General features: G+C 48.1%; 21 protein-coding genes and 2 tRNA genes. 14 read left to right on the top strand and 9 right to left on the bottom strand.

What is annotated here, in order from left to right:
• Positions 1–31 precede the first annotated feature (31 nt).
• The gene (locus WG68_RS01480) at positions 32–1,588 is read left to right on the top strand and encodes a DUF3369 domain-containing protein (RefSeq protein WP_046555861.1); all 1,557 of its coding nucleotides are present in this window, start codon (positions 32–34) and stop codon (positions 1,586–1,588) included.
• A 74-nt stretch (positions 1,589–1,662) separates the two neighbouring features.
• Positions 1,663–2,511, top strand: coding sequence for a 3-deoxy-8-phosphooctulonate synthase (gene kdsA / locus WG68_RS01485; RefSeq protein WP_046555862.1), 849 nt, complete (start codon positions 1,663–1,665; stop codon positions 2,509–2,511).
• 88 nt (positions 2,512–2,599) lie between these two features.
• On the opposite strand, the gene WG68_RS01490 is transcribed toward kdsA, so the two are convergent.
• Positions 2,600–5,362, bottom strand: a complete 2,763-nt coding sequence (locus tag WG68_RS01490; RefSeq protein WP_046555863.1) for an ATP-binding protein — start codon at positions 5,360–5,362, stop codon at positions 2,600–2,602.
• Positions 5,363–5,562: 200 nt separating this feature from the next.
• Between WG68_RS01490 and WG68_RS01495 the strand changes: the two genes are divergently transcribed.
• The 12 genes from WG68_RS01495 to WG68_RS01545 all read left to right on the top strand — a co-directional run bounded on the left by WG68_RS01495 (position 5,563) and on the right by WG68_RS01545 (position 15,869).
• A tRNA-Phe gene (locus WG68_RS01495) sits at positions 5,563–5,638 on the top strand.
• Between the two features lie 63 nt (positions 5,639–5,701).
• Positions 5,702–5,777: transfer RNA gene (locus tag WG68_RS01500), tRNA-Phe, on the top strand.
• Positions 5,778–5,971: 194 nt separating this feature from the next.
• Positions 5,972–8,134: a prolyl oligopeptidase family serine peptidase gene (locus WG68_RS01505; RefSeq protein WP_046555864.1), complete on the top strand. Its 2,163-nt coding sequence runs from the start codon at positions 5,972–5,974 to the stop codon at positions 8,132–8,134.
• 236 nt (positions 8,135–8,370) lie between these two features.
• Entirely contained in the window at positions 8,371–9,579 is a 1,209-nt protein-coding gene (locus WG68_RS01510) for a phosphopentomutase (protein ID WP_046555865.1), read from the top strand.
• 9 nt (positions 9,580–9,588) lie between these two features.
• Positions 9,589–10,290: a purine-nucleoside phosphorylase gene (deoD, locus tag WG68_RS01515; protein WP_046555866.1), complete on the top strand. Its 702-nt coding sequence runs from the start codon at positions 9,589–9,591 to the stop codon at positions 10,288–10,290.
• A gap of 18 nt (positions 10,291–10,308) precedes the next feature.
• Entirely contained in the window at positions 10,309–10,779 is a 471-nt protein-coding gene (gene gpt, locus WG68_RS01520) for a xanthine phosphoribosyltransferase (protein WP_046555867.1), read from the top strand.
• 4 nt (positions 10,780–10,783) lie between these two features.
• Positions 10,784–11,353, top strand: coding sequence for a nucleoside deaminase (locus tag WG68_RS01525; protein WP_046555868.1), 570 nt, complete (start codon positions 10,784–10,786; stop codon positions 11,351–11,353).
• 261 nt (positions 11,354–11,614) lie between these two features.
• Positions 11,615–12,727, top strand: a complete 1,113-nt coding sequence (locus WG68_RS01530) for an AAA family ATPase (protein ID WP_046555869.1) — start codon at positions 11,615–11,617, stop codon at positions 12,725–12,727.
• Positions 12,727–13,449, top strand: coding sequence for a hypothetical protein (locus tag WG68_RS01535; RefSeq protein WP_046555870.1), 723 nt, complete (start codon positions 12,727–12,729; stop codon positions 13,447–13,449). The genes WG68_RS01530 and WG68_RS01535 overlap by 1 nt, the downstream gene beginning before the upstream one ends.
• Positions 13,450–13,721: 272 nt before the next feature.
• Positions 13,722–13,895 (top strand): AAA family ATPase, encoded by a 174-nt coding sequence (locus WG68_RS20005; protein WP_407637661.1) that lies wholly within the window; start codon positions 13,722–13,724, stop codon positions 13,893–13,895.
• 181 nt (positions 13,896–14,076) lie between these two features.
• Positions 14,077–15,429: a serine hydrolase domain-containing protein gene (locus WG68_RS01540; protein ID WP_083981756.1), complete on the top strand. Its 1,353-nt coding sequence runs from the start codon at positions 14,077–14,079 to the stop codon at positions 15,427–15,429.
• Positions 15,430–15,611: 182 nt separating this feature from the next.
• On the top strand, positions 15,612–15,869 hold the full coding sequence (locus WG68_RS01545) for a type II toxin-antitoxin system ParD family antitoxin (protein WP_046555872.1): 258 nt from the start codon (positions 15,612–15,614) through the stop codon (positions 15,867–15,869).
• A gap of 83 nt (positions 15,870–15,952) precedes the next feature.
• On the opposite strand, the gene WG68_RS01550 is transcribed toward WG68_RS01545, so the two are convergent.
• The 8 genes from WG68_RS01550 to queF form a co-directional block, all read right to left on the bottom strand.
• Positions 15,953–16,177, bottom strand: a complete 225-nt coding sequence (locus WG68_RS01550) for a VF530 family protein (protein ID WP_046555873.1) — start codon at positions 16,175–16,177, stop codon at positions 15,953–15,955.
• Between the two features lie 79 nt (positions 16,178–16,256).
• Positions 16,257–17,264, bottom strand: coding sequence for an isocitrate dehydrogenase (locus WG68_RS01555; RefSeq protein WP_046555874.1), 1,008 nt, complete (start codon positions 17,262–17,264; stop codon positions 16,257–16,259).
• 159 nt (positions 17,265–17,423) lie between these two features.
• Positions 17,424–19,133 (bottom strand): hypothetical protein, encoded by a 1,710-nt coding sequence (locus tag WG68_RS01560; RefSeq protein WP_152663005.1) that lies wholly within the window; start codon positions 19,131–19,133, stop codon positions 17,424–17,426.
• On the bottom strand, positions 19,081–19,479 hold the full coding sequence (locus tag WG68_RS01565) for a DUF3192 domain-containing protein (protein WP_046555876.1): 399 nt from the start codon (positions 19,477–19,479) through the stop codon (positions 19,081–19,083). Before WG68_RS01565 ends, WG68_RS01560 begins: the two co-directional genes overlap by 53 nt.
• The gene (xni, locus tag WG68_RS01570) at positions 19,476–20,294 is read right to left on the bottom strand and encodes a flap endonuclease Xni (RefSeq protein ID WP_046555877.1); all 819 of its coding nucleotides are present in this window, start codon (positions 20,292–20,294) and stop codon (positions 19,476–19,478) included. The genes WG68_RS01565 and xni overlap by 4 nt, the downstream gene beginning before the upstream one ends.
• Complete coding sequence (gene ppnN, locus WG68_RS01575) at positions 20,295–21,653, bottom strand: nucleotide 5'-monophosphate nucleosidase PpnN (RefSeq protein ID WP_046555878.1); 1,359 nt, start codon at positions 21,651–21,653, stop codon at positions 20,295–20,297.
• A 36-nt stretch (positions 21,654–21,689) separates the two neighbouring features.
• Entirely contained in the window at positions 21,690–23,243 is a 1,554-nt protein-coding gene (locus WG68_RS01580; protein ID WP_235357638.1) for a GGDEF domain-containing protein, read from the bottom strand.
• Positions 23,244–23,665: 422 nt separating this feature from the next.
• Entirely contained in the window at positions 23,666–24,511 is an 846-nt protein-coding gene (gene queF / locus WG68_RS01585) for an NADPH-dependent 7-cyano-7-deazaguanine reductase QueF (protein WP_046555880.1), read from the bottom strand.
• Positions 24,512–24,538 lie beyond the last annotated feature (27 nt).

A 24,538-nucleotide genomic window follows, 5' to 3' on the forward strand; every position in this document is an offset into this window, starting at 1 on the left:
TATAGTTATAAAATGTTTCGGGGTGGCTGTTATGAATGATGCGTTTCTGTTCGCTGATGAATCTGAACCCACAGCAGTGGTGAATCATGGCCACTGGAAAGTATTGATCGTTGATGATGAACCGGAAGTTCATACCGTTACTAAGCTGGCACTGAGTGACTTTAGTTTTAACAATAAAAGTCTGCAGTTTTTAAGTGCTTATTCCGGGGCTCAGGCACGGGAGATCATTGCCGCCAATCCTGATACTGCCATTATTTTGTTAGATGTGGTGATGGAAACGGATGACGCCGGTTTACTGGTAGCCAGGTATGTGCGCGAAGAGTTGGGGAATGAGCATGTCAGGATTATTCTGCGCACGGGGCAGCCTGGGCAGGCACCTGAGCGGCAGGTGATCGTCAATTACGATATTAATGACTATAAATCAAAAACTGAACTGACTGCACAAAAGCTTTTTACCGTTATCATGTCCAGCCTGCGTTCGTACCGCGATATCTTGTCGTTAGAGCAGAGCCGCAAGGGGCTGGAGAAAATCATTACAGCCTCTATCGATTTGTTCTCGGCACACTCTATGGAGCAATTTATTGACGGGGTGTTGCAGCAGCTCACCTCCATTTTAGGTTGCCCTGAAAATGCCTTGTTGGCCAGCTCATCATTGGTGGCCGGTAGTGTGCGAGCTGACGCTGATCCGCATGATTTAGTGGTGTTTGCCGGGCAAGGCCAGTTTGCTAAAAAAGAAGGCAAGCCAGTGCAGGAAGTGCTGGATACTGAATTGTTGGCAGCTTTTGACAGTGCTCTGCACAGTCGCAGTATTGTATACCGGGATAACTATTTGGTGGCCTACTGTTGCAGCAAATTTACCCATGGTTCTTTGCTGTATATTTCCGGTTTACCGGGCCTGATTAGTGAAAATCAAAAGAAATTAATTGAACTGTTTGCCCAGAATGTACAGATAGCCTATGAAAATGTGCAGTTACAGCATGAAATTGAAGATACTCAGCGTGAAATTGTTTACCGCTTAAGTGAGGCGGTAGAGCATCGCTCGATTGAAACCGGCAATCATGTGCGGCGGGTGGCTTTTATTTGCTATGATCTGGCAAAAGCCTATGGCCTGAGTGAAGAGGAAGCAGAGCGTTTAATGTTTGCCTCACCCTTGCATGATGTTGGTAAGGTGGGCATTCCCGATGGTATTTTGAATAAGCCGGCTAAGCTCAGTAGTGGTGAATGGGAAGTGATGAAAACCCATACCAGCATAGGTTACGATATTCTGAAAAACTCAAAACGTGTTATTATTCAAGCCGGTGCCATTATCGCTCAGGACCATCATGAAAAATGGGACGGTAGCGGTTACCCTGCTGGCAAAAAGGGGGAAGAGATCCATATCTACGGCCGGATTGCGGCGCTAGCCGATGTATATGATGCCTTGCGCCACCGGCGTTGTTACAAGCAGGCCTGGAGCCTGGATGATGTGCTGGCGAAAATTGTGGCCGAGTCAGGCAGGCAGTTTGAACCTAAGCTGGTTGAATTATTTAGCCAGCGGGTCGACACACTTGAAGCGATTTTGCAAAAATACCCCGATACTCAAGATTAACTACCGGCACAGCGAGTACCCTGAAATAACAGCCGGTAATTTTACCCTATTAATTGACAGATAGCTGGAACATTATGGAACATAAAACCGTCACGGTCGGCAACCTTACCGTTAACAACGCTAAGCAATTTGTACTATTTGGTGGCATGAACGTGCTTGAATCGCGTGATATGGCCATGCGCATCGCTGAGCACTACGTTACCGTATGCGCTAAGTTAGGTATTCCTTATGTGTTTAAAGCCTCATTTGATAAGGCAAATCGTTCGTCTGTGCATTCATACCGGGGCCCTGGCCTGGACGAAGGGCTAAAGATTTTTGCCGAGATAAAAAACACTTTTAATGTGCCGCTTATTACTGATGTGCATGAGCCCTGGCAAGCGGCGCCCGTGGCCGAAGTGGTGGATGTGATTCAGTTACCGGCTTTTTTAGCCCGGCAGACGGATTTAGTGGTAGCCATGGCTAAAACCGGCGCGGTAATTAATGTCAAAAAACCACAGTTTCTGGCGCCACATGAAATGCGGCATATTATGGCCAAGTTTGCTGAGGCCGGTAACGATAAGGTTATTTTATGTGAGCGCGGCAGCTGTTTTGGTTATAACAACCTGGTTGTTGATATGCTGGGTATGGATGAAATGAAACAATTTGGCCCGGTAATCTTCGATGCCACGCATGCCCTGCAAAAGCCCGGTGGCCGCACAGATTCTGCTGATGGCCGCCGTGCCCAGGCCGCACAGTTAGCCCGCTCAGGCATGGCACTTGGCCTGGCGGGCTTGTTTATTGAAGCGCACCCTGAACCTGATCAAGCCAAGTGTGACGGGCCTTGTGCATTACCGCTGGCTAAGCTGGAAGGTTACCTGAGCCAGATGCAACAGCTTGATCAGTTAGTGAAAAGCTTTGCGCCGCTTGATACATCTGCCAGCTAGCATTGGCAGCAACTTAGCGAAAAAAACCGGTACTTGCTACCGGTTTTTTGTTGGACATGAAATCTGCTTGTTACCCGATGCGTTATTTTTAATAACGCTGACGTACATAACTGACCACATCCTGATACTTCTCTTGCATTACCCGCACATACTCATTGATTACAGACCAGTCACTGTTTTCAGCAGCTTGTTCCAGCTTTAACGCTTCAGCTGCCAAGCTGACCGCACCGACACTTTTGGCCACCGATTTAAACTGATGGGCAATAGCCCGGGCGCCACTGCGGTTCTGGGCCTTAGCTTGCGTGGTCAAATCGGTTAGCAATTCTTTGGCATGTTTGACAAAGTAATTCAGATACTCTTCATGCTTTGCCGGATCATTGCCAAGGAAGTTGGCAATGGTGGTAAAACAAATGGGCGAGGGTTGTTGCGCCGGCTCTGCATTATTGCCTGCCGTACCTTTTGTGCTGGCTTCGACCAACGGTAGCCAGCGCTTAAGCATAGTTTCAAGCGTCACCAGCTCTAACGGCTTGGTTATGTAGCCATCCATGCCGATACTGATACACTTTTGCTCCTCGCCTTTTAAGGCATTAGCGGTAACGGCAACAATCCGGCTGAAATTGGTGTCATCCTGGCGGTTTAAGCTCTCTTTGCGAATGGCGATAGCTAAATCATACCCGCTCATATTTGGCATATGTAAGTCGGTCAGCACCAGTGGATAGTGATAACGGCGCCACATATCCAGCGCAATAGCTCCATCATCTGCTACTTCAACCGCATAACCCAGCGCATTCAGTTGCTCTACGATAACCCGTTGGTTCATCATATTGTCTTCAGCCAGTAAGATCAGCTGACGATTGCGCTTGGCTGTCTCAATATCCGGTGCGCCTTTACTCAGGTTGAGGTGAGAGGTTTGCTGCGGCTTGGGTTTCTCTTTGCGCTTAGCCGCTACTAAAATGGCGTCATATAAGTGGCTGCGGCAAATGGGTGAGCTGTGCAGATAGTACAGCCGGTCATTGCTATGTTCCGATAGTTCCACCTGGTTGGTGATCACAATAAATTGCACCCGTTCCAGTTCAGGAACCTGTTGCAGTTGCTTAATTTGCTCGGCTGATATTTGCTCATAAGTGGCATCAAGCACCCATACGGCTGCCTGCTTCGGCGGTAACGGCTTTTGTTGGCGGGCGCGTTGCTGCAGCGCTTCAAAACTGTTCACTACATCCAGCTCAGCCCTGGCGTGCCGGAAATAGTGACTCAAATGATCCTGGTTATCACTATCCTGAGTAAATAAACAGATATGGATATCGCGCAACAGTTCGCTGCTGACGTAGTCAATTTCGTCAGAACGGCGCATCGGGATCCGTACTTTAAACTCAGTGCCTTTGCCCACTTCGCTTTGCACGTCAATATCACCGTACATCAGGGAAGTTAGTCGCTGGCAAATCGATAAACCCAAACCTGTGCCACCAAATTTGCGGGTAATCGAGCCTTCTGCCTGATTAAACGGATGAAATACATAATTGATTTGGCGCTGAGTCATGCCGCGACCGTTGTCAATGACACTGAACTGGATCTGGCTGAACTCCATATTCTCTTCCAGTAGATCAGCGCGGATCACCACTACGCCCGTTTTCAGCGGGGTAGTTTCGGTAAATTTAATGGCATTGCCCGCCAGATTATACAAAATTTGCCGTAACCGCACCGGATCGCCAAATAAACCATTGGGGATTTTCGGATCGATATACAGTTTTAAATCAATTTGCCGCTGATACGCCACTGACACTAAAATACGGCCAACTGCTTCGATAATATCAACCAGCGATACCGGAATATTTTCCAGCTCCAGTTTGCCGGCTTCTATTTTAGAGAAATCCAGAATATCGTCCAGAATACGCAACAACGAGAATGACGACTCGCGGATGGTATCGGTCATCCGGAATTGCGAGGTTGATAACTGGGTTTTTCTGAGTAAATCGATAGTGCCAATGATGCCATTCATCGGTGTGCGAATTTCATGGCTCATGGTTGCCAAAAAGGTAGATTTGGCCTCATTGGCGCGTTCTGCGGTAAGTTTTGCCGTTTCCAGCGCATCAGTGCGCTCTTTAATCCGGGTATCAACTTCCTGTTTTAACTGCGCAATATCGGTTTCTGAGGTTTTAAGAGCTAATTGGCCTTGCTCAATGCGCCGAAACAGTTGGTTAATGTAACTGCCTAACACACCAAAGCCATCGTGGGCATGGCTCTCAACACTGCCATCAAACTGGCTTTTGTCCAGGGCGGTTTTGGTGTTACTGATCAGTGGCATTAATTTACGGTTGAAATACACCGAAATGGTATAAGCAAAGCTTAAACTCAGTAAAATAGCTGCAATAGCGCTTAACAGGAAAGCCAGCAATATGGGTAACTGACTGGTGGGCTGAATATACTGAACGTGGATCAGTAAGGTGTTGCTATTACTATTAACCAGGCGGCTGACAACTAAAAAGTTGCCCAGGCGGCGTTCCTGATTAAGCAGTTCGGGTTGTGGTACAAAGTTAGCCAGATTGACGGTGTTAGCAACCAGTTCAAGTTGTTGATTGGTCTGGCGGTATAGGTATAGTGCCCGGTTGCTATCGGCATTGCGCGCTTGTAGCAGCAACTGCTCAGCAGTGTTGAGGTTGTCACTACGAAGTGGCGCACTTAAGGCGCTGGCTAATATAGTGGTTTCAGCCGTTAAACGGGCCAGCTGATTAGCATCTTTATTTTGTTCGGGCAGCGTAAACAAGGTAAACAGCGCTGCTTGCAACAACAGAATAATAACGGCCAGTAGTGTCAGGCGACGAAACATCGGTTTGGTATAAGAGGTTTTTTCCATCAGCTGTCCATTTAAATGCGTTGTACGGCATGCCGCTTAACTGAGTATAGTGTAACAAGTTTTTTGAAGCTGGCGCAGTGTTAATTTTTACAGTTGGCCAGCAAAACAGCTGGCATTGGTTAATCCCTAGCCGGTCGCAAGGCTTTTATAAAAAATCTGTTGACTTAGCTTGGCAAAATCCGTTTAATACGACCCGCATTGCCCAGATAGCTCAGTCGGTAGAGCAGCGGATTGAAAATCCGCGTGTCGGTGGTTCGATTCCGCCTCTGGGCACCAACTTTTGGTGTCTTGTTCAGTTAACTGCCAACAGCAGAATAATTTTACCAGCACAACGTTTATGCCCAGATAGCTCAGTCGGTAGAGCAGCGGATTGAAAATCCGCGTGTCGGTGGTTCGATTCCGCCTCTGGGCACCATTAAAATAAAAACGCCAGCTTAATGCTGGCGTTTTGCTTTTTTGCAACATTTCGCCTTGAGTCTACATAAATTTCAGTTGGTTGAAATAGGCAGCAGCACTGATCTTTGTTAAGCTCAGTTGCAGTATGATCAACCCTGCCACAACCTATTGCAAAACCGTGTCTAAAAACTATAACTACGGAGTTTACTTTTAATGAAATACGCTATTACCCTGTTAGCGGCTGCCATGCTAAGCGCATGCGGTGGCGCTAAACAAGATGTCACGACCAGCCAGGATGTTACCTTGAGCACTGAACAACGCCAGCAACTAACGTACCCGGCTACCCGCCAGGGTGACACTATAGATAGCTATTTTGGTAACAGCGTGGCTGATCCTTATCGTTGGCTGGAAGATGATCGCAGCAGCGAAACCGAAGCCTGGGTAAAAGCGCAGAACAAGGTCACCTTCTCTTACCTCAACCAAATTCCGTTTCGGGATGAGGTTCGTGCTAAGTTGGAAAAATCATGGAATTTTGAACGGGTAGGCGCGCCCTTTAAAGAGGGAGACTATCACTATTTTTACAAAAATGATGGTTTGCAAAATCAGTTTGTGTTGTATCGGCAAAAGGATGGTGCTGAGGCGGAAGTATTTTTAGACCCAAACACCTTTAGTGCAGATGGCACTACGTCACTGGCTGACATTAAGTTTTCACGTGATGGCAGCCTGGCTGCCTACGCCATTTCTGAGGGTGGCAGCGACTGGCGTAAAATTATCATTATTGATGCGCTGACTAAACAGCAGTTAGAGCCCACCTTAGTTGATATTAAATTCAGCGGTATTGCCTGGGTAGGCAATGATGGTTTCTTTTATTCCAGCTATGACAAGCCAGTGGGCAGTGAACTGTCGGCCATGACCGATCAGCACAAGCTTTATTATCATAAACTGGGTACTGCGCAAAGCGACGATAAAGTGGTGTTTGGTGGTGTTGCCGAGCAGAAACATCGTTATGTTGGTGCCTCAGTTACCGAAGATGACCGTTATCTGCTGGTTTCAGCTGCGGTATCTACTTCCGGCAATAAACTGTTTTTGAAAGACTTAACCAAAGAGAATAGCCAGTTTTTGACTATTTTGGATCATACTGATTCTGATACCAATTTATTGGATAACGACGGTGATAAGTTATTTCTGGTTACCAACTTAAATGCCCCAAACCGCAAAGTGGTGGTGACCTCTGCCGCTAAGCCTACACCCGATAACTGGCAGGAACTTATTCCGGAAACTGACAACGTGCTGCGGATCAGCAAAGGTGCCGGTTACTTATTTGCCAATTATATGGTTGATGCGATTGCCAAGGTAAAACAATACGATTACAGCGGTAAACATATCCGGGATATCGGGCTGCCAGGTGTCGGCAGTGCCGGTGGTTTTAGCGGTAAAAAAGACGCAGACACGCTGTACTACTCGTTTGCCAATTACACTACACCCAGCAGTATTTACGCCTTAGCGCCAACTAGCGGCGAGTCTGAATTATATAACTCGCCTAAAATAGAGTTTAACCCGGAAAACTTTACCTCAGAGCAGGTATTTTACACCTCAAAAGATGGCACTAAAGTGCCGATGATTATCAGCTATAAAAAAGGCCTGCAGCAAGACGGCAGCAACCCTACCATCTTATATGGTTATGGTGGTTTTAACGTTAGCCTGACGCCGTCATTTAGTGTTGCTAATGCGGTGTGGATGGAAATGGGAGGCATTTATGCGGTTGCCAACCTGCGCGGCGGTGGCGAATACGGTAAAGCCTGGCATACTGCCGGTATTCAGTTACAAAAACAAAATGTGTTTGATGACTTTATTGCTGCAGCGGAGTATTTGCAGCAACAAAAGTACACGTCTGCCAACAAACTAGCGCTGCGCGGTGGCTCTAATGGTGGTTTGCTGGTAGGCGCAGTGATGACCCAGCGGCCTGAGCTGTTTAAAGTAGCGCTGCCCGCAGTGGGCGTGCTGGATATGCTGCGTTACCATACGTTTACAGCCGGTGCAGGGTGGGCCTATGACTACGGCACGGCTGAACAGTCTGCTGAAATGTTTCAGTATTTAAAAGAGTATTCGCCACTACATAACGTGCAGCAGGGTGTGGTGTATCCTGCAACTATGGTAACAACGGCCGATCACGATGATCGGGTGGTACCTGCCCATTCCTTTAAATTTGCCGCTGAATTACAAACCAAGGCGGCGCCAGCTAACCCACAGCTGATCAGGATTGACGTGAATGCCGGCCATGGTGCGGGCATGCCGGTATCCATGGTGATTGATCAGGCGGCTGATATTTTCAGCTTCACCCTCTACAACATGGGCTATCAGCAACTGCCACAGTAAAGCTGATATCAGAACAGAGCAAAAACGGCGCAGATTGCGCCGTTTTTGTTTGAAGACTTTCAAACGCTAACGCTTGATAAAAGCGGCAACAAGCGCCAAAGTATCAGTTAAACTTGTAAAACGTTGGGGGGCATATTAAAGTGCGTGCCCTTTTATTTTTCTGGTTCTGAGTAGCGGGCGTTATCGTTCGTGGTTTTCAGCATCGGCTAATGCTTTTTTGTTGTGGGAGCCACATTATGGCTAAAGCAGTAATTCTGGTTCTGGATAGTTTTGGTATCGGCAGCACGCCTGATGCAGAGCGCTTTGGTGATGTTGGCGCTAACACATTTGGTAGCATTGCCCGTGAATTTGTGAAACAAAAAGGCCGCCAGTTGGTGTTACCTAATCTGGCACGGTTGGGTCTGGTAAAGGCGGCAACGGCGGCAGCCGGCAAAGCCCCTGCCGTGGCCGATAGTGCAGAGCCGATTGGAGCCTATGGTTATGCCCGAGAGCTTAGCAGCGGTAAAGATACCCCCAGTGGCCATTGGGAAATGGCCGGCGTACCGGTTTTGTTTGATTGGGGCTATTTTGAACAAAAAACAGACAGCTTTCCAGCAGAGTTGATTACTGAATTATGCCAGCGCACCGGGGTGCCGGGCATTTTGGGTAATTGCCATGCCTCGGGTACCGATATTCTGGTAAAACTGGGCGATGAACATATTAAAAGTGGTATGCCGATTTGCTATACCTCGGCCGACAGCGTGTTTCAGGTTGCGGCCCATGAACAGCATTTTGGCCTGGAAAAGCTGCTGAGCTTTTGCCAGGTGGCCCGCGAATTACTGGATGACTACAACATTGGCCGGGTCATAGCGCGACCATTTCAGGGTGATAGCCCGGACAACTATGCCAGAACCGGCAATCGCCGCGATTACTCGGTGCTACCGCCGGCACCCACTGTGCTGGATAAGTTAACTGCTGTAGGGGGCAAGGTTATCAGCATTGGTAAAATTGCCGATATCTACGCCCATCAGGGCATAACTGAAAATATCAAAGCCACCGGTTTAGCGGCACTGATTGACACCACGATAACCCAGATGGCAACACAGCCGGATCGTAGCCTGGTGTTTACCAATCTGGTTGATTTTGATCAGAATTATGGCCATCGCCGTGATGTGATTGGCTATGGCGAGGCACTGGAATACTTTGACAGCCGCTTACCAGAAATCATTAATGCCTGTAGTAGCGACACCTTACTATTGCTGACAGCAGACCATGGCTGTGACCCGACCTGGCCAGGTACTGAGCATACCCGCGAGTATATCCCGGTGCTGGCCTACCAGCCCGGTTTAGCCAGCACTGATTTAGGCGAGCGGATGAGCTTTGCTGATATCGGCCAGACCCTGGCAGATTATTTTAAGCTGGACGCCATGGCGCACGGCGAATCTTTTATTACTAAATTACATTAAGAGAGATTTATGGCTACTCCTCATATTAACGCTGCTGACAATGCCTTTGCCCAGACGGTACTGATGCCCGGCGATCCGCTGCGGGCCAAGCATATCGCCGAAACCTTTTTAACCGACGCGGTGTGTGTCAATACAGTGCGCAATATGTTTGGCTATACCGGCAGCTATCAGGGCAAGCCCGTTAGTGTGCTGGGTTCTGGTATGGGCGTTCCGTCCATGTCGCTGTATGCCACTGAGCTGGCAAAATTTTATGGTGTGAAGAATATTATCCGGATAGGCTCTTGTGGCGCCTTGCCGTTAGCGGTAAAAGTGCGCGATGTGGTGATTGCGATGGGTGCCAGCACCGACTCTAATGTCAACCGCAACCGCTTAGCCGGCATGGATTTTGCCGCTATCGCCAGCTACGACTTACTGGAAAAAGCCGTGCATGCTGCGCGCGCAAAGCAGATTAACGTTAAAGTAGGCAATGTCTTTACCTCTGATTTATTTTATAACCCCAGTGAAACTCTGTTCGATACGTTGGAAAAATACGGCGTACTGGCAGTGGAAATGGAAGCGGCGGGTTTATATGGGGTGGCGGCTGAATATGGCATCAACGCTTTGGCCATTTTAACGGTGAGTGATCATATCCGTACCGGCGAAGCACTGGATGCAGATTTACGCCAGACCAGCTTTAACGAGATGGTTGAAATTGCTTTATCAATAATTTAACGACTGTCCGGAAAAAGTATGTCACTAACTACCAATAAAATGTTTTATGTATCCTGGGAAGCCTTCCATCGCGCGACAAAAGAATTGGCGCATCAGCTATTGGGCCGTGACTTTACTGCCATAGTGGCGGTTAGCCGCGGGGGCCTGGTACCGGCCGCTATTTTGGCGCGTGAGCTGAATATCCGGGTGATAGACAGTATTTGTGTCGCCAGTTACGAGCATGATAAGCAGGGCAGTTTGCGTATTTTAAAAGATGCCAGCCTGGAGGATAATGCCAAATTGCTGATTGTGGACGATTTAGTCGATACCGGAGAAACCGCCCGCGCGCTACGCGAGCATTTTCCACAGGCGTGTTTTGTCACCGTTTATGCCAAGCCACAAGGCAAGCCTTTGGTTGACCATTACGTGACCGACATTGAGCAGGATACCTGGATCCAGCTACCCTGGGATATGGAGCTGGCGTACAGCAAACCCTTGGCGGAGCATTAATTCTATGGCAGCAGTACATCAGGTTACCATTGCCTTGCCCGACTGGATTAACGAGGTTGTCGACTGGCAAAAAACCTATGCCGATGATCAGCAAAAGATGGCACTGGCAGTAGAGCTGTCAAGGCAAAACGTGCTGCGCGGCACGGGTGGCCCTTTTGGTAGTGCTATCTTTGCTGCCGACAGCGGCAAGCTGATAAGTGTTGGCGTTAACCGGGTAATGCCAATGCACAACTCCAGTGCCCATGGTGAGATGGTGGCTATTATGCTGGCAGAGCAGCGCATACAAAGCTTTAGCCTGGCCGCTGATGGCGTCAAGCGTGAGCTGTTTACCTCCTGTGAGCCCTGCGCCATGTGCTTAGGCGGCACCTTATGGAGTGGTGTAAAGCGGCTGGTTTGTGCCGCTACCGCTGAGGATGCCCGAGCCATCGGCTTTGACGAAGGCCCGGTAGAGGCCAGCAGCTATCAGTACTTAGCTGATGCCGGGGTAGAAGTAGTGCGGTTAGTACAGCGTGACGCTGCCGCCAAAGTATTAAATGATTATCTGAATCATGGCGGGACTATTTATAACGGCTAGTTACAAAAGCTAGTTACAACGGCCAGCGCTTATACCTTACAGGGGGATTCATTCCAGCTCTATTGCTATCCCTATCCTTAAGCAATATCACTTCACGACTTCGGTACGCTAGCGCACCGGAGTCACGCTTTGCGCGATTAAATAGCTCTTGAATCCGGTATATCATTCACAGTTTTACCACTTTTTAAATGGCGCCGTAGTTTTTGTACGGCAAGCTAAAATCTGTTATGCTCGTGCCACAACTGACAGGGGTAAGACACCATGCTGCATAAGTTTTCCGTAAAAAACTTCCGAAATTTCGCCGATTGGTTGACACTTGATCTGTCTAGCCAACAGTACGAATTTAACGGTCAAGCGGTGCACGATGGGGTCGTCGAGCACGGCATGATCTATGGGCCCAACGGTGGGGGAAAATCCAACCTTGGGCTTGCCATGGTTGACCCGGTTCTACACCTTGTGGACTCTCCCAGCTACCTCAGCAATCTGGACAACAACTACTTGAACGGTGGTCCAGGAGTCAAGATGGCTGAATTTGTCTTTGAGTTTCGTATTGATGGTGTTGATATTGTCTACTACTACGGGAAAAAGTCCCTAGACCAGTTGGTGTATGAGACGTTAACTATTGATAACAAAAAGGTGCTTGAAATTGACCGGCGCCAATCCACTAAAGCAAGTATTAAATTACAGGGTGCTGAATCACTGAAGTCTGATGTTGGTGACTCCAATATCTCGCTGTTGAAATATGTTCACAATAACGCGTTGTTAGACGACACGCCTACAAAGAGGCAGTTTGAAGCACTGCTCGACTTTATTGAGGGCATGGTTTTTTTTCGCTCACTCAGTACAACGCGTACCGGCGAGTACGTTGGGAAGAGTATTGGTGTCAAAAGGCTCTCGCAAAGCATCATCGATTCAGGATCTGTGAAAGACTTTGAAGCCTTTCTAAGAATGGCAGGCATTGAATGCTCACTCATCGTTGATATCACCACCAACGGTGAGAAAGGCATCTATTTTGACTTTGGCGAAACCAAACTGGAATTTGGTATCGCCGCCTCTACCGGCACTTTGTCGTTGGGTATTTTCTATTTCTGGTGGTTGCGTTTTCAAAGCAAAGAAATTACCTTTGCATACATCGACGAGTTTGACGCATTTTACCACCACGCACTGGCTTCGAGCATTGTCGTAAAGGTCACCGAATCCGATTGCCAAACTATTATGACCACCCACAACACTGGTGTTATGAGCAACGACTTGCTTCGGCCAGATTGTTATTTTGTACTGGATAAAGACATTAAGCCTATTACCGCTTTAACAGGTAAAGAGCTACGAAAAGCGCACAACTTGGAAAAAATCTATAAAGGCATGTCTAGCTAATGGAACGCACGCTGTTTGTATTTGAAGGAGAAGTACGCGAAAAGCAATATTTCAAAAGCCTTGAACGTGTTTTTTTCAGCGGTGAAGAAAATCATATTTTGGTCAGCTTTCAGAATGATATTTACGAGTTATACCAAAAACTCTCCAACGATGAAGATTTAGACCCATTTGAGCTTATTAGGGAACTGAACCCAGCCGCACAGAATCAGGAAGAACTTGCTAAATTAAGACGTGATCAAATTGGTCAAATCTATCTTTTCTTTGACATGGAACCCCGCGACAACCTCTACTCCGGCCAAAAATTACTGAATATGCTAGAGTTATTCAACAATGAAACTGAGCACGGCAAGTTGTTTGTCAGCTACCCTATGGTCGAAGCCTTGCGAGACATTGATGACCATAACGAGTACCTCACTCGAACTGCTTATCTATCTGATTGCATAGGGAAAAATTATAAAGGTCTATCCGCTAGACGTGGTAGCGCAATTTACCAAGATGCAAGAAAAATCGACAAGCCACTTTGGCAAGGCTTAGTAGAGGCTAATGTAAAAAAAGCAAACGGTTTAGTTAGCGGTGAGTACAGCCCTGCACCTATTCTAGACGCGCTACCTATTGCTCAACGTCAGCTAGCGAATTACTTGCCAAATGAGCAAGTAGCGGTATTGAGCGCTTTTCCAATATTTTTGGCGGATTATTTTGGAAAGAAAGTTTACGACCTTTAATCATTTTTGGTTGATTACGATTAAGTCATTGATTATCCTTTATTAAAATAAAGGACCTTACTTTAAATGGGGAACTATTTGTTGATTTAACGTTAAAGGACGGATGATAGTTAATCGTAAAACTGGGGTCGTAACAGAATTTAAGCCGCTCAGATCACATCCACTCGTTTTAGTTTATTGCTAAATTTCATTCATTGAAGTTCTAATTTTACTTCTGTTGACTTCTAATTTTACATGGATTAATTTCTAAGCTTTCGCAGCAGAAATTCCCCATGTTTAAGCGCTTTATCACGCCTCGGGTGACAGAGGCCCTTACTGACAACCCCGTGGTACTGATTGTTGGGCCGCGCCGCGCGGGCAAGACGACATTGGCGCGACAAATGACAACCGCCGGACGACGCTATATCACACTTGATGATCAAACCGTAATATTCTGGGGCAGATAATATTCGGGGTCTAATATTCGGGGTCAGATAAAAATTAAATCGAATCCTCTAATATTCGGGGTCAGATAAAAATTAAATCGAATCCTCTGCTTTTCACACCGATCTGCCGTTAGAGTTTATGCAATAATTCGCCAAAAGCAGCAATTTCCTTCCCTAAAAAGAATTTCCTAAGTGAGATGTTATGTCCATTATTAAAAGAACAACAGGTCATTGTATTAGCATGATGTTGCTGTGTTTTCACGCTAGTGCTGCTGAGGTGACTGCATTTGAGTCTTTTGTTCAGTTGCAGCTCAAAAGCGATGGGCCGGGTTTGGCATACATTGTCACTAAAAATGGCGAGACTATTTATTCTGGTGCCTATGGTATGGCTAATGTTGAGACGAGAGCAGTGCTTAGCCCCGACAGCACGTTTAATATCGCTTCTGTGACCAAGCAATTTACCGCTGCGGCCATTATGCAGTTGCAGCAGCAAGGCAAATTAAACGTTAAAGACAATATCAACAAGTACCTGCCTGAATTTCCGACTGCAGGGCATGTTATTACTATCGAACACTTATTAACGCATACCTCAGGTTTGGCCAGAAACCCCGGCACTGGTAATCAACAGACCACGGAGGTCATCGATTCAGAGCAAATGCTGGTGTTATTTGCTAAGGAGCCTATGCAATTTGCTCCAGGTGAAAAAATGCAGTATTCCAATATGGGATATAAGCTGTTAGGGCTAATCATCGAAGTGGCAAGTGGCCAGCCTTATGGCGACTATATCGAAAAAAACATCTTTGCTAAGCTGGGTATGAAGCACAGCAACTATGGCAATCGGCAAAGCGGAGCCCTTAAAGCTGACGGGTATTATCAAAGTTGGCAGCATGGCTACCAGCGGGCGAGAATACAAGATGTTTCCTGGACTTATGCAGGTGGTGGCCTGGCTTCCAGTGCCAATGATTTAGCCCTGTGGTACCGTGCTTTGCTGGATGGCACCTTTATTAGCCAGGACAGCTATCGACAAATGATCACGCCGTTTAGCCTGAATGATGGCAGCAGCTCAAATTATGGCTATGGTCTTAATAACATAAGACTGCATAACCGCAGTGCCGTGATCCACCAGGGCTCATTACCAGGCTATAAAGCCAGTGCCGTCTATTTCCCTGATGAAGGTATTTACGCCACTGTGCTTAGCAATCTTAGCAGTGTAGAGACGTTTGAATTTTTCTCAGTATTGACCGGCGAGCTGTTTGGCCTGTCATACCCGAGCTTTGAGCCGGTACAGCTTACGGCATCACAGCAAGAGCAGATTATGGGGGACTATCAAACCAGCTCAGGTGCCATTCGAAAAATATTTATGGAAGAGGGGTTAATGTATTCCAGATTGGGTAATGCGTTAGTCTATGCGGTAACGCCGCTGGTCAATAATACATTTTTATATGGTCAATCAACCAGTTATTTCACCATTAAACAAGATACTACGGGCCGTCAAATTCTCAGCTACTACCCAAGTGTTACGGCTAAACCGGAAATAGCCGTTAAGTTGCAGTAGAGATTTGAGGAAAAGGCTCATTGTTTAGCCATCAGAATACTCGGTGCTTGACTGAGAAAAGACCGTTTAGTTCAGCAAGTCTATTGCTTGAATGGCTAAACCGAACCATAAATACAAACATTGACAATCTTTGCACTGGAGCCTAGCATCATCGATATCAATGTTTACCCTTGGAGGTCATTATGCATGTATCCCTGACTGCCGAATTAGAGTCTCGCGTTAAAGCCAAGGTGGCAAGCGGGTTATATAACAATGCCAGCGAAGTTATCCGCGAAGCATTACGTTTTATGGATACTCACGAAGACTGGATCAAAGAAGTGAAACTGGCTCGCTTACGCGAACAATTGAAAGTGGCTACCGAACAACTGGACCGTGGCGAAGGTATTGCGATTGAATCAAAGGCTGCTCTGGATTCACTATTTGACGAGATAAAAGGCTAAACACCTGCCAGCCTACAAGCTGGTCATAGCGCCTGCTACATGGCCGCCAAGACCCTCTACGTCACCTAAAATAGCTTTTCAAGCTATTCCTGATGTAACTTAGTGGCAATAAACAGTGCTTCGGTTTTTTCGCGGGCCCAGGGCGTGCGGCGTAAAAACTTCAGGCTGCTTTTTACCGAAGGGTCGGTTTTAAAGCAGTTAATATCTATCCGGTTTGCCAGTTCCGGCCAGCCGTAGTGATCAACCAGGGCTGTAACGATTTGCTCCAGCTTAATGCCATGCAAGGGGTTGTTTTGTTGTTCGCTCATTCTCGCTCCTGCCGGTAGCTAAAAAAATAGCCACGTTAAGTGGCTATTTTATCTGTAATGTCAGCTATTACCAGCGCAATTATAAACGCTCAAGCATGGCCTGAGTAAAATCGGTAGTGCCAAAGCTGCCACCCAGGTCGCGGGTGGTGCGGTCGCCACTGGCAATAACATCGGCCAGTGCGGCGCGGATTTTCTCTGCTTTGTCCTGCATTTTCAGGTATTCCAGCATTTGAATCGAGGCCAGAATAACCGAGCTGGGGTTGGCCAGGTTTTTGCCGGCAATATCCGGCGCACTGCCGTGTACCGCTTCAAAGATAGCACAATCTTTGCCGATGTTAGCACCTGGCGCCATCCCTAAGCCACCGACTAAACCGGCGCATAAATCAGACAAAATATCGCCGAACAGGTTAGTGGTAACAATAACGTCAAACTGCTGCGGGTTCATTACTAACTGCATACAGGTGTTATCAACAATCATTTCCTGCGTTTCAATGTCCGGGTAGCGCGTGGCGACTTCCCGCGCGGTTTTCAGAAATAAACCAGAGGTAGACTTCAGAATATTGGCTTTATGCACAATAGTCACTTTTTTGCGGTTTTCGCGCCGGGCGGTCTCAAAGGCAAATACTGCAATGCGCTCGGCACCTTCGCGGGTAATAATGCTGCTGGCTTCGGCAATCAAACCATCCTCAGATACCTGCTGCCGGTGGCCTGAGTACATGCCCTCAGTATTTTCACGAATGGTGATAATGTCGATATTCTCGTAGCGGGCTTTGGTGCCTTTAAACGAAATAACCGGCCGCACGTTCGCATACAAGCTGAACTGCTTGCGCAGGGTTACGTTAATCGAGGTAAAGCCATCGCCCACCGGGGTAGTTAACGGGCCCTTTAAGGTGATCTTGTTGCGGGCAATCGCATCCAGAGTGGCCTGCGGCAACAACTCGCCGGTTTTCTCCAGCGCTGTCAGGCCTGCATCAACATATTCGTAGTCAAAATCACAACCGGCTTTGGCTAATACTTCAATAGCAGCCTCGACAATACTCGGGCCAATGCCATCGCCTTTAATGACAGTAATGGTTTGCTTACTCATGGGGATCCTCAGGGTTTTAAAGGGGGAAAATAGGCAGGCATTAACCGCCTGGAACCGCCGGAATATAGCATTTTTGGCCCTGTTTCGCCAGTTTGGTGGAAGTTTACGATAGAAGCAGCGCTTATAGTGGCTATAAGGCTGCTGAATGATGTAATTAAACTACATTTCTGGCAAAGGATAATAACATTCACTGCTGGCCATCAGTTGTTGCTGCCACCAGATGGCAGGTTGCTGCGCCAGGCCTAAGTGCGCTGAGGCTACTGGCAATAAGTTGCTAAGCCGTTGCTGGTTTTGTTCACTGGCACAATACACCGACAGGCAAAGTTGCCAGCTAAAGCGTAGCAGAACTGTCAGCTGTGCTGGCTGTCTGTGCTGCCAGTCGTTGGCAGCTTTGGCCCACTGCGGCTGCTGATAGTGGCTGAGTAGTTTGCTGACAGTCTGAGGGTAGTCAGCAGCTTGCCAGATATGTTGTTGGATGATCTGACCAAGAAGTTGCTGGCCCTGCACATGGCGACCGAGCGCAATGTTAACTGTTGCCGGCTGTTGCCACAGGCTGAGTGAGGCGCAGCGGGTAATCAGGCCGGCAGTGCTGCTGGCCATAGGTTGCCGCATATTGTCGCTAACCAGCAATAAGGCGTGTTGTAAGCAGCGTTGCAGTTGTTCCAGCCAAGGCTGATGCGGGTGGGCGAGCTGACAGCAAAACTGGTGTAACTCGGCCTGAGCCAGCCAGTCACTTAAGGCATCCTGACCTAACATGCTGATGGCATGCCGCAGCCGGGAAACCGGTAATTGCTGGCGGCTGATTTGCTGCGCCGCATGCAGCAGAAACTGGCTGATAAGCGGCAGATCTGCCAGTGCATTAACCTGGGCCGTTAAACTCAGCACGGCCAGCCGGGGATATAATGAATTTTCCAGGCAGGATTCCAGCTTTACTTCAGTAACACGCGGCAGCAACTCAGGCGCTGGCTCTAACAACGCCAGCCAGGCCGACTCCCGAAAGTACTGCGGGCCTAATAGTGTAAGTTCTGACAGCGGTAATTGCGTTACATCGCGGCCAATGGTTTTAGCAGCCGGGTCAAACTGCCGTACATACACTGTTGCCGGTGCTTGCTGCTCAGTGGCCGCAATACCACTGATAAACCAATAGCTTTGAGCCTGCCTGGCGGTGGGTAACGCTTTGGCAAACCTACCGGGCAGGGCTTGCGCTGCACAGAGCTGCTGCAGCAGGCAAAACCAGTGCTGCTGCGAGCTGTCAGCTTGTCCGCTCTGGTATTTTAGTAACAGTTGTTCCAAAGCCAGCTGATTGCCTGCGGCTGGCAACAATTGGGCTGCCAGCTGGTTGGCCAGATTAAGCAGCGGGCCGTCAGGGTGCAGCTGCCAGGGCGGCTGCTGGCGCACATTGCAAGCGGCGATCAGTAGCGGCAATAATGGGTGTTGTCTGTTAGCGTGCTGCAACGCTTTGGCCGTTAGCAGCTGCGCTTGTGCTGAGCTATTAGCTTGCGGTGTAAACACAGCAGGCAGGATAATAGCTTGTAAAAATAACTGGCTGCGCGCTGCCTGCCAACCGTAGCTGCGGCTGAAGATTAAACCCAGGGTCAGGGCTTTTACAGCGCGAGCCTGACCAGGTGACAGCTGACGCGCAGTCAGATTCAGTTGCGCAATAACGCTGGCGGGATTGTGCTGTGCCAGCTCAATAAATAATACTGCTAGCTGGACACTGTGCTGCAATGCAAGCTCAAGAGTGTCGCCGTCAGCAAGGTGCTGACCTGGCTGAGCGAGTTGCTGCATGCCCAGATAAAACCGAGGCCACTGGCTATCAGCTGTTGCCATTTGCAGCGTATTGTTGATATTGACTGATAGCATCTTCACCTTTTGCCACCAGTAGCCGGTTGGCAAACAACAAGGCGGTGCATTCATCCTCAGTGGTGATGCCATCGGCTAATTTACGGTGCGTCCGGTAGTACAACAGTTGGTAAATTGCACCATTTACCTCGATTGCTTTGGTAATGTCTGGCCCACCAAGCCGCTTGATCACATCGTCTTGCAGGTTGTTATCAGTAATCTTATAGCGACCTATAACTTTAGCATTAAAGTTTTCACGATGTTGCCAGCTCATTTGCGCCGGATCATCTTTATAAAATAGCAGCACAGCCAGAGTTAACAGCACATACAAAACGAAACCGCCGGCAAATAAGGCCACTGCTTTTATTTTCATGCGTGCTCTCGCTTAGCGTCGGTCAGGCGCAGTTCCTGCAAATTAAGCCCCAGTTCCAGGCTGGTCTGTAAACTCAGTACCTGCATAAAGCTGACGATGGCTTCTTTATGACTGACGATTTTATCGCGTAGCTTTTTAGGGCAGTCGGGGTGTGCGAGTGCGTCGGTCAGGGTATCGCCCAAAGCCATCAGTTCCAGTGCGGTTTTTGGCCCCACACCCGGTACTCCGGCAATATTATTGGTACTATCACCGGTCAGGCTCCACAACCGCACCAACTGTTCGGGAGCCACGCCAAACTTATTTTTGACGTAGTCTGCGCTAAGTTGCTGCCGGGCAAAAGGGTCGTAGATGCTAATGCCCTGGCAGAGTAAAGGCAAAAAGCCCTTGTCGGTAGAGACGATAGTGACCTGCTGCTGGTGTTGGTTAAGTTTGCTGGCAATGCTGGCAATCACATCATCTGCTTCCAGCGCGTTGTCAGTAAAACAGGCAAAACCATGTTGCTGCGCCGCTTGCTCAAGACCCGGTAATGCCTCAGCAAGAATGGTTGGCATCGGCTTACGGTTAGCCTTGTATTCAGGGCAACGCTGTTGTCGCCATTGGCTGTTACGACCATCAAATACCAGGAGTGCATGGCTGGGTTGCAGCTCCTGGCGCAGGCGCTGCAACGCTTGTTGCAACATAGCTTGGGTATTGCTGATAATTTGCTGGCGGGTACCCTCAGTTACCTGTTCAGGTAACGGCAGGTAGGGACGCTCTTGCACCGCATACAGCCGGCGGATCAGGTTCAGCGCATCAACCAGCAACAGGTGCATCATTCAGCGTAATATCCTGTAGCAAGGTTCATAGGTCGTGCCGGGAAGTTTCATCCTGCCCTGATCGACAAAGGCTTGTAACAGGGTATCCATCATTTGCATCAATACCGGCTCTCCGGATAATTGAAAGGGCCCATGTTGGCGGATTGCCCGGATCCCTTCATCTTTAACATTACCGGCCACTATGCCGGAAAATGCCCGTCGTAAATTGGCTGCCAGTTTGGCTTTGTCTTGTTCCAGGTGCAAGTTAAGTGCGGCCATATTATGATGATTCGGGACAAAAGGTAGCTGGAACTGCGGGTCAATATCTAAGGTCCAGTTAAAGTGGTAGGCATCTCCTACCGATTTGCGGTATTGGCGTACCTCAGCGCAGCCTTGTTTCAGTTTGCGCGCAACGCCAGCAGGGTCGTCAATAATAATGTCAACCAGCTGCAGAGCTTCTTGTCCCAGAGTATTTTCGATAAAGCGGGCGATCTCGTTAAAGTATGCCTCAGACTGACGTGGCCCAGTCAGAATAATAGGCAGCTGTTGTTCGGCGTTGGTTTTTTTCAGCATAATGCCGAGTAAGTACAGCAGCTCCTCTGCCGTACCGGCGCCGCCAGGAAACACGATGATACCATGCGCCACCCTTACGAAGGCTTCCAGGCGCTTTTCAATATCGGGCAGGATCACCAGCTCATTGACAATAGGATTCGGCGGTTCGGCAGCAATAATGCTGGGCTCCGTTAGGCCGAGGTAACGGCCGCTGCGGATCCGCTGCTTATTATGACCAATAGTGGCGCCTTTCATTGGACCTTTCATGGCGCCCGGGCCACAGCCGGTGCAAATATCCAGCCCGCGTAGCCCTAGTTGATAACCCACTTCCTTGGTGTAGTCGTATTCTGTTTCATTGATAGAATGACCACCCCAGCAGACGATCATGCTTGGCACGCAGGTCGCGTCTATGGCTCTGGCATTGCGCAGAATATCAAATACGGTGTGGGTTAACTGGCGCGGATCATTAAGTTCCAGCGCTTTAACATCTGCAGCGCGGCGGGTATGGTAAAACAAAATATCCCTGAGCACGGCAAACAGGTGTTCGTGGATGCCCTTGATGATCTGGCCATCAACAAAGGCACTAACCGGTGGGTTTGTCAGCTCAATTTTTATACCACGCTCGCGAGACAGCAAATTAACACTGAAATCTTTATATTGTTCATAAATTTCAGCTGAACTATCGGTGTGGCTGCCGACATTAAGTACTGCCAGACAACAGTTGCGAAATAACGCAAATGCTTCTGACTCGGTGTTATTTTTTAGTCGTTCAACTTCAAGTTGCGACAGTAAATCCATGGCGCCCAGCGGGTTTAAATGCACCTGCATCTGCAAACTCCAATAATTATTTATGCTATGTCAGGGTCAGGTTTTAATAATAACGCGGTCGCGACCGGCTTTTTTCGCTTCGTACAGGGCTTCATCTGCCCGATCAAAAACCTGACGGCTGGTATCTTCAGTGGTTAATTGGCTAGCCCCAATAGAGATGGTAATTGGGACTTTCTGACTTTTAAAAGTAAAAACAATACTTTTAATTTTTTCTCTTAATTTATTCAGTGGCCCATCGAGTTCATCAAGCGCGGTTTCCGGAAACAAGATCACAAACTCTTCACCGCCGTAACGGGCAATAAAGTCGGTTTCACGCAGGCCTTGCTGTAGCGCCTTCGCAATCACTTTCAGGGTTTTATCACCGGCGCTATGGCCGTAGTTGTCGTTAATGTGTTTAAAATGGTCAACATCGGCCAGGGCGATACACAACGGCTTTTTATAGCGCTGCCAGCGTTTTACTTCCAGCGCCAGGCGCTCGTCAAAGGCTGCCCGGTTAGGTATTTCAGTTAATGCATCCTGCAGGCTGCGAAAATTTTGCTCGGCCAGTTTAGTCCTGAAAATACTGGCCTCAGCTTCCAACTCTTCCAGTCGTGATTCCATACCGTTTAAAGTTTGCAGCATGGCACTACGTTCTTCTGCCTCAAGTATTTCTTTTGATTTTAGTGAACTGCTGATGCTTTGCAGCCGCTGCGTTACTAACTCTTTCAATTGTTCCAGCGAAGTGGCACTTTTCGTGCTGTGACCCAACTGGGTAATCTGCTGCTCAATTTGCTGATTAAGAATATCCAGCTTTACATGCAGCTGGTCGGCATTCTTTAATGTCAGGCTGACAGCCTGCTGCACCGATGATAGTGCATCATTCAGTTTTAACAGGAAGTGCTCTGCAGATTGGCGTTCTTCATTAATGCTGGACACAATAATGGTAATGGTTTGCAGGCAGGCATCAAGTAACGCTTCTATCGACAAATTGTTCAGCAGGCTCTGGCGGATCAGCGCAATTTTCGGCGCGCTTTTCTCAGCAAAGGCCAGCTCGCTAAGCAAATTGGTCAGCTCGACACTGATTTGCCGGCAAATATGGCCGTAGCGTACTTCATCATTATCACTGGTATTGGCTAACTGCTGCTTGGCTTGTAACGCGCTTTGGTACAGCGCTGTCAGGCTGGTTAAATGCGGTAAAAATGCCTGCACTGTAGCTGGTGGCTCGGCTACCTTAGTCAGCAACGCCCTCAAATCCCGGCGTAACTGATCAGGTAAGCCTTTTTGTTGCTGCAGTAACTTACCCGCCTGATTCAGTTCGTGCTGAACCTGTTTTATATCATGCTGTTGCTTAGCTTCCAGTAACTGCAAGCTCTGATTGGTGTCGTTGATAAACGGGATCAGTTTTTCAAGATCGGTACCTTTGGCTAACTCGTTGCGCAGTTTGGCCAGCCGGTTGTCCAGTTCAATGTCGACACCTTTACACACCAGTGACAAGCGTGAAACAAACTGAGCCAAAATTTTAAACTGACTTTCGTAGGCGTCTTCCAACGATTTACGGGCTTTAATCGCATTGGCCAGTTGCTGCTTTTGATCACTTTGCAATGGTGGCACCTTAAACATTTAAATGTTAAAAAATCTGTTTAGATTTAAGTATATCCGTAAATAACACAAATGCGATCACTGTTTTGCAGATTTTACTGTTGATACAAAAACAGCGAGCCGGAGCTCGCTGGGGTAGGGGACTATTTTTATGTCAGATTGCGTTATTTGTAAAGATAATAAGGCAACCAGGATGTTTCTTCGTCAGAGGTAAGATATTGCATAATTGGCGTTCCTTCATGCTACCACTGCGGGCTAGTCCATCTAACCTGCGTTGCTATTAAAACAGAAACTGTCTTTTTTGAAAGTTGGTGTGTAATGTTTCATGGTGACTTTCATTAGTGGTAGCTGTATTGGCAGCTTTACAGCATGAATCGGCTATATAAAGCCGATTTTTAGCGGGTTTTCTGAAAGTCTGACTGAAAGGTTACCGGTTATTGCCGGCTCAGCCGTAAGTTGGGTAACTTATAGCTGGCACTGGCTCGTACCGGATTGATATCCAGACCGCCACGGCGGGTATAGCGGGCGTACACCAGCAGATAGTCAGGCTTACAGCGCAGCCAGATATCCAGAAAAATGCGTTCAACACATTGTTCATGAAATTCGTTGTGGCTGCGAAAACTGATCAGGTATCGTAGTAAAGCGGCATGATCAATGGCCTGGCCACGATAATGTATATAAACACTGGCCCAGTCAGGTTGCGAGGTGATCAGGCAATTTGATTTCAGTAAATGCGAGTGTACTTTCTCATCAACGATGTCAGCTGAGCCAGCCAGCTGGAGCAAGGTGGGATCATACTGATAGCTGTCGATACTGATATCAAGATCATCAATGCAGTGTCCGGGGATCCAGGTTGGCTGGAACACCATAATTTCATTAACGTTATGCAGGGTAACTCTTACCGGGGCGCCGGCACAGGCAGACAAATCCCGTTGCAGCGCCTGATACACCTGACGCAAATCGTCAAAGCGACTCTGATTGAAACTATTCAGGTACAGCTTAAATGATTTAGATTCAATCAGATGCGGTGAGCTAAGCGGCACCACAAAAGTAGCTAATGCCACCATTGGCTTGCCTTTGGCATTAAGCCATGACAGTTCGTAACCGTGCCAGATATCTTCGCCTATAAAAGGCAGTGGCGTGGTGTGATCCAAACCCAGGTTATCACGACCCAGAGACCTGGGTACCGGTTGTAGAAGGCTGGGATCGTACTGCTCAGCGTAGGCAGTCGTTTTGCCAAGGCTTAGCCCGGCCATAATTTCTGAGTGGCTTTTTGTCATCTGGCTGCTAATCCGGTTAGAATGCGC

The sequence above is a fragment of the Arsukibacterium ikkense genome, assembly GCF_000987775.1.
Classification (GTDB): domain Bacteria; phylum Pseudomonadota; class Gammaproteobacteria; order Enterobacterales; family Alteromonadaceae; genus Alishewanella; species Alishewanella ikkense.

Excerpts from the sequence above, each read along its gene's own strand:
- WG68_RS01480 (WP_046555861.1), top strand. The coding sequence starts at position 32 with ATGAATGATGCGTTTCTGTTCGCTGATGAATCTGAACCCACAGCAGTG.
- kdsA (WP_046555862.1), top strand. The coding sequence starts at position 1,663 with ATGGAACATAAAACCGTCACGGTCGGCAACCTTACCGTTAACAACGCT.
- ppnN (WP_046555878.1), bottom strand. The coding sequence starts at position 21,653 with ATGCAGGTGCATTTAAACCCGCTGGGCGCCATGGATTTACTGTCGCAA.
- deoD (WP_046555866.1), top strand. The coding sequence starts at position 9,589 with ATGGCTACTCCTCATATTAACGCTGCTGACAATGCCTTTGCCCAGACG.
- WG68_RS01505 (WP_046555864.1), top strand. The coding sequence starts at position 5,972 with ATGAAATACGCTATTACCCTGTTAGCGGCTGCCATGCTAAGCGCATGC.
- WG68_RS01490 (WP_046555863.1), bottom strand. The coding sequence starts at position 5,362 with ATGGAAAAAACCTCTTATACCAAACCGATGTTTCGTCGCCTGACACTA.
- WG68_RS01555 (WP_046555874.1), bottom strand. The coding sequence starts at position 17,264 with ATGAGTAAGCAAACCATTACTGTCATTAAAGGCGATGGCATTGGCCCG.
- xni (WP_046555877.1), bottom strand. The coding sequence starts at position 20,294 with ATGATGCACCTGTTGCTGGTTGATGCGCTGAACCTGATCCGCCGGCTG.
- gpt (WP_046555867.1), top strand. The coding sequence starts at position 10,309 with ATGTCACTAACTACCAATAAAATGTTTTATGTATCCTGGGAAGCCTTC.
- WG68_RS01535 (WP_046555870.1), top strand. The coding sequence starts at position 12,727 with ATGGAACGCACGCTGTTTGTATTTGAAGGAGAAGTACGCGAAAAGCAA.
- WG68_RS01550 (WP_046555873.1), bottom strand. The coding sequence starts at position 16,177 with ATGAGCGAACAACAAAACAACCCCTTGCATGGCATTAAGCTGGAGCAA.
- queF (WP_046555880.1), bottom strand. The coding sequence starts at position 24,511 with ATGACAAAAAGCCACTCAGAAATTATGGCCGGGCTAAGCCTTGGCAAA.
- WG68_RS01540 (WP_083981756.1), top strand. The coding sequence starts at position 14,077 with ATGTCCATTATTAAAAGAACAACAGGTCATTGTATTAGCATGATGTTG.
- WG68_RS20005 (WP_407637661.1), top strand. The coding sequence starts at position 13,722 with ATGTTTAAGCGCTTTATCACGCCTCGGGTGACAGAGGCCCTTACTGAC.
- WG68_RS01530 (WP_046555869.1), top strand. The coding sequence starts at position 11,615 with ATGCTGCATAAGTTTTCCGTAAAAAACTTCCGAAATTTCGCCGATTGG.
- WG68_RS01525 (WP_046555868.1), top strand. The coding sequence starts at position 10,784 with ATGGCAGCAGTACATCAGGTTACCATTGCCTTGCCCGACTGGATTAAC.
- WG68_RS01545 (WP_046555872.1), top strand. The coding sequence starts at position 15,612 with ATGCATGTATCCCTGACTGCCGAATTAGAGTCTCGCGTTAAAGCCAAG.
- WG68_RS01565 (WP_046555876.1), bottom strand. The coding sequence starts at position 19,479 with ATGAAAATAAAAGCAGTGGCCTTATTTGCCGGCGGTTTCGTTTTGTAT.
- WG68_RS01510 (WP_046555865.1), top strand. The coding sequence starts at position 8,371 with ATGGCTAAAGCAGTAATTCTGGTTCTGGATAGTTTTGGTATCGGCAGC.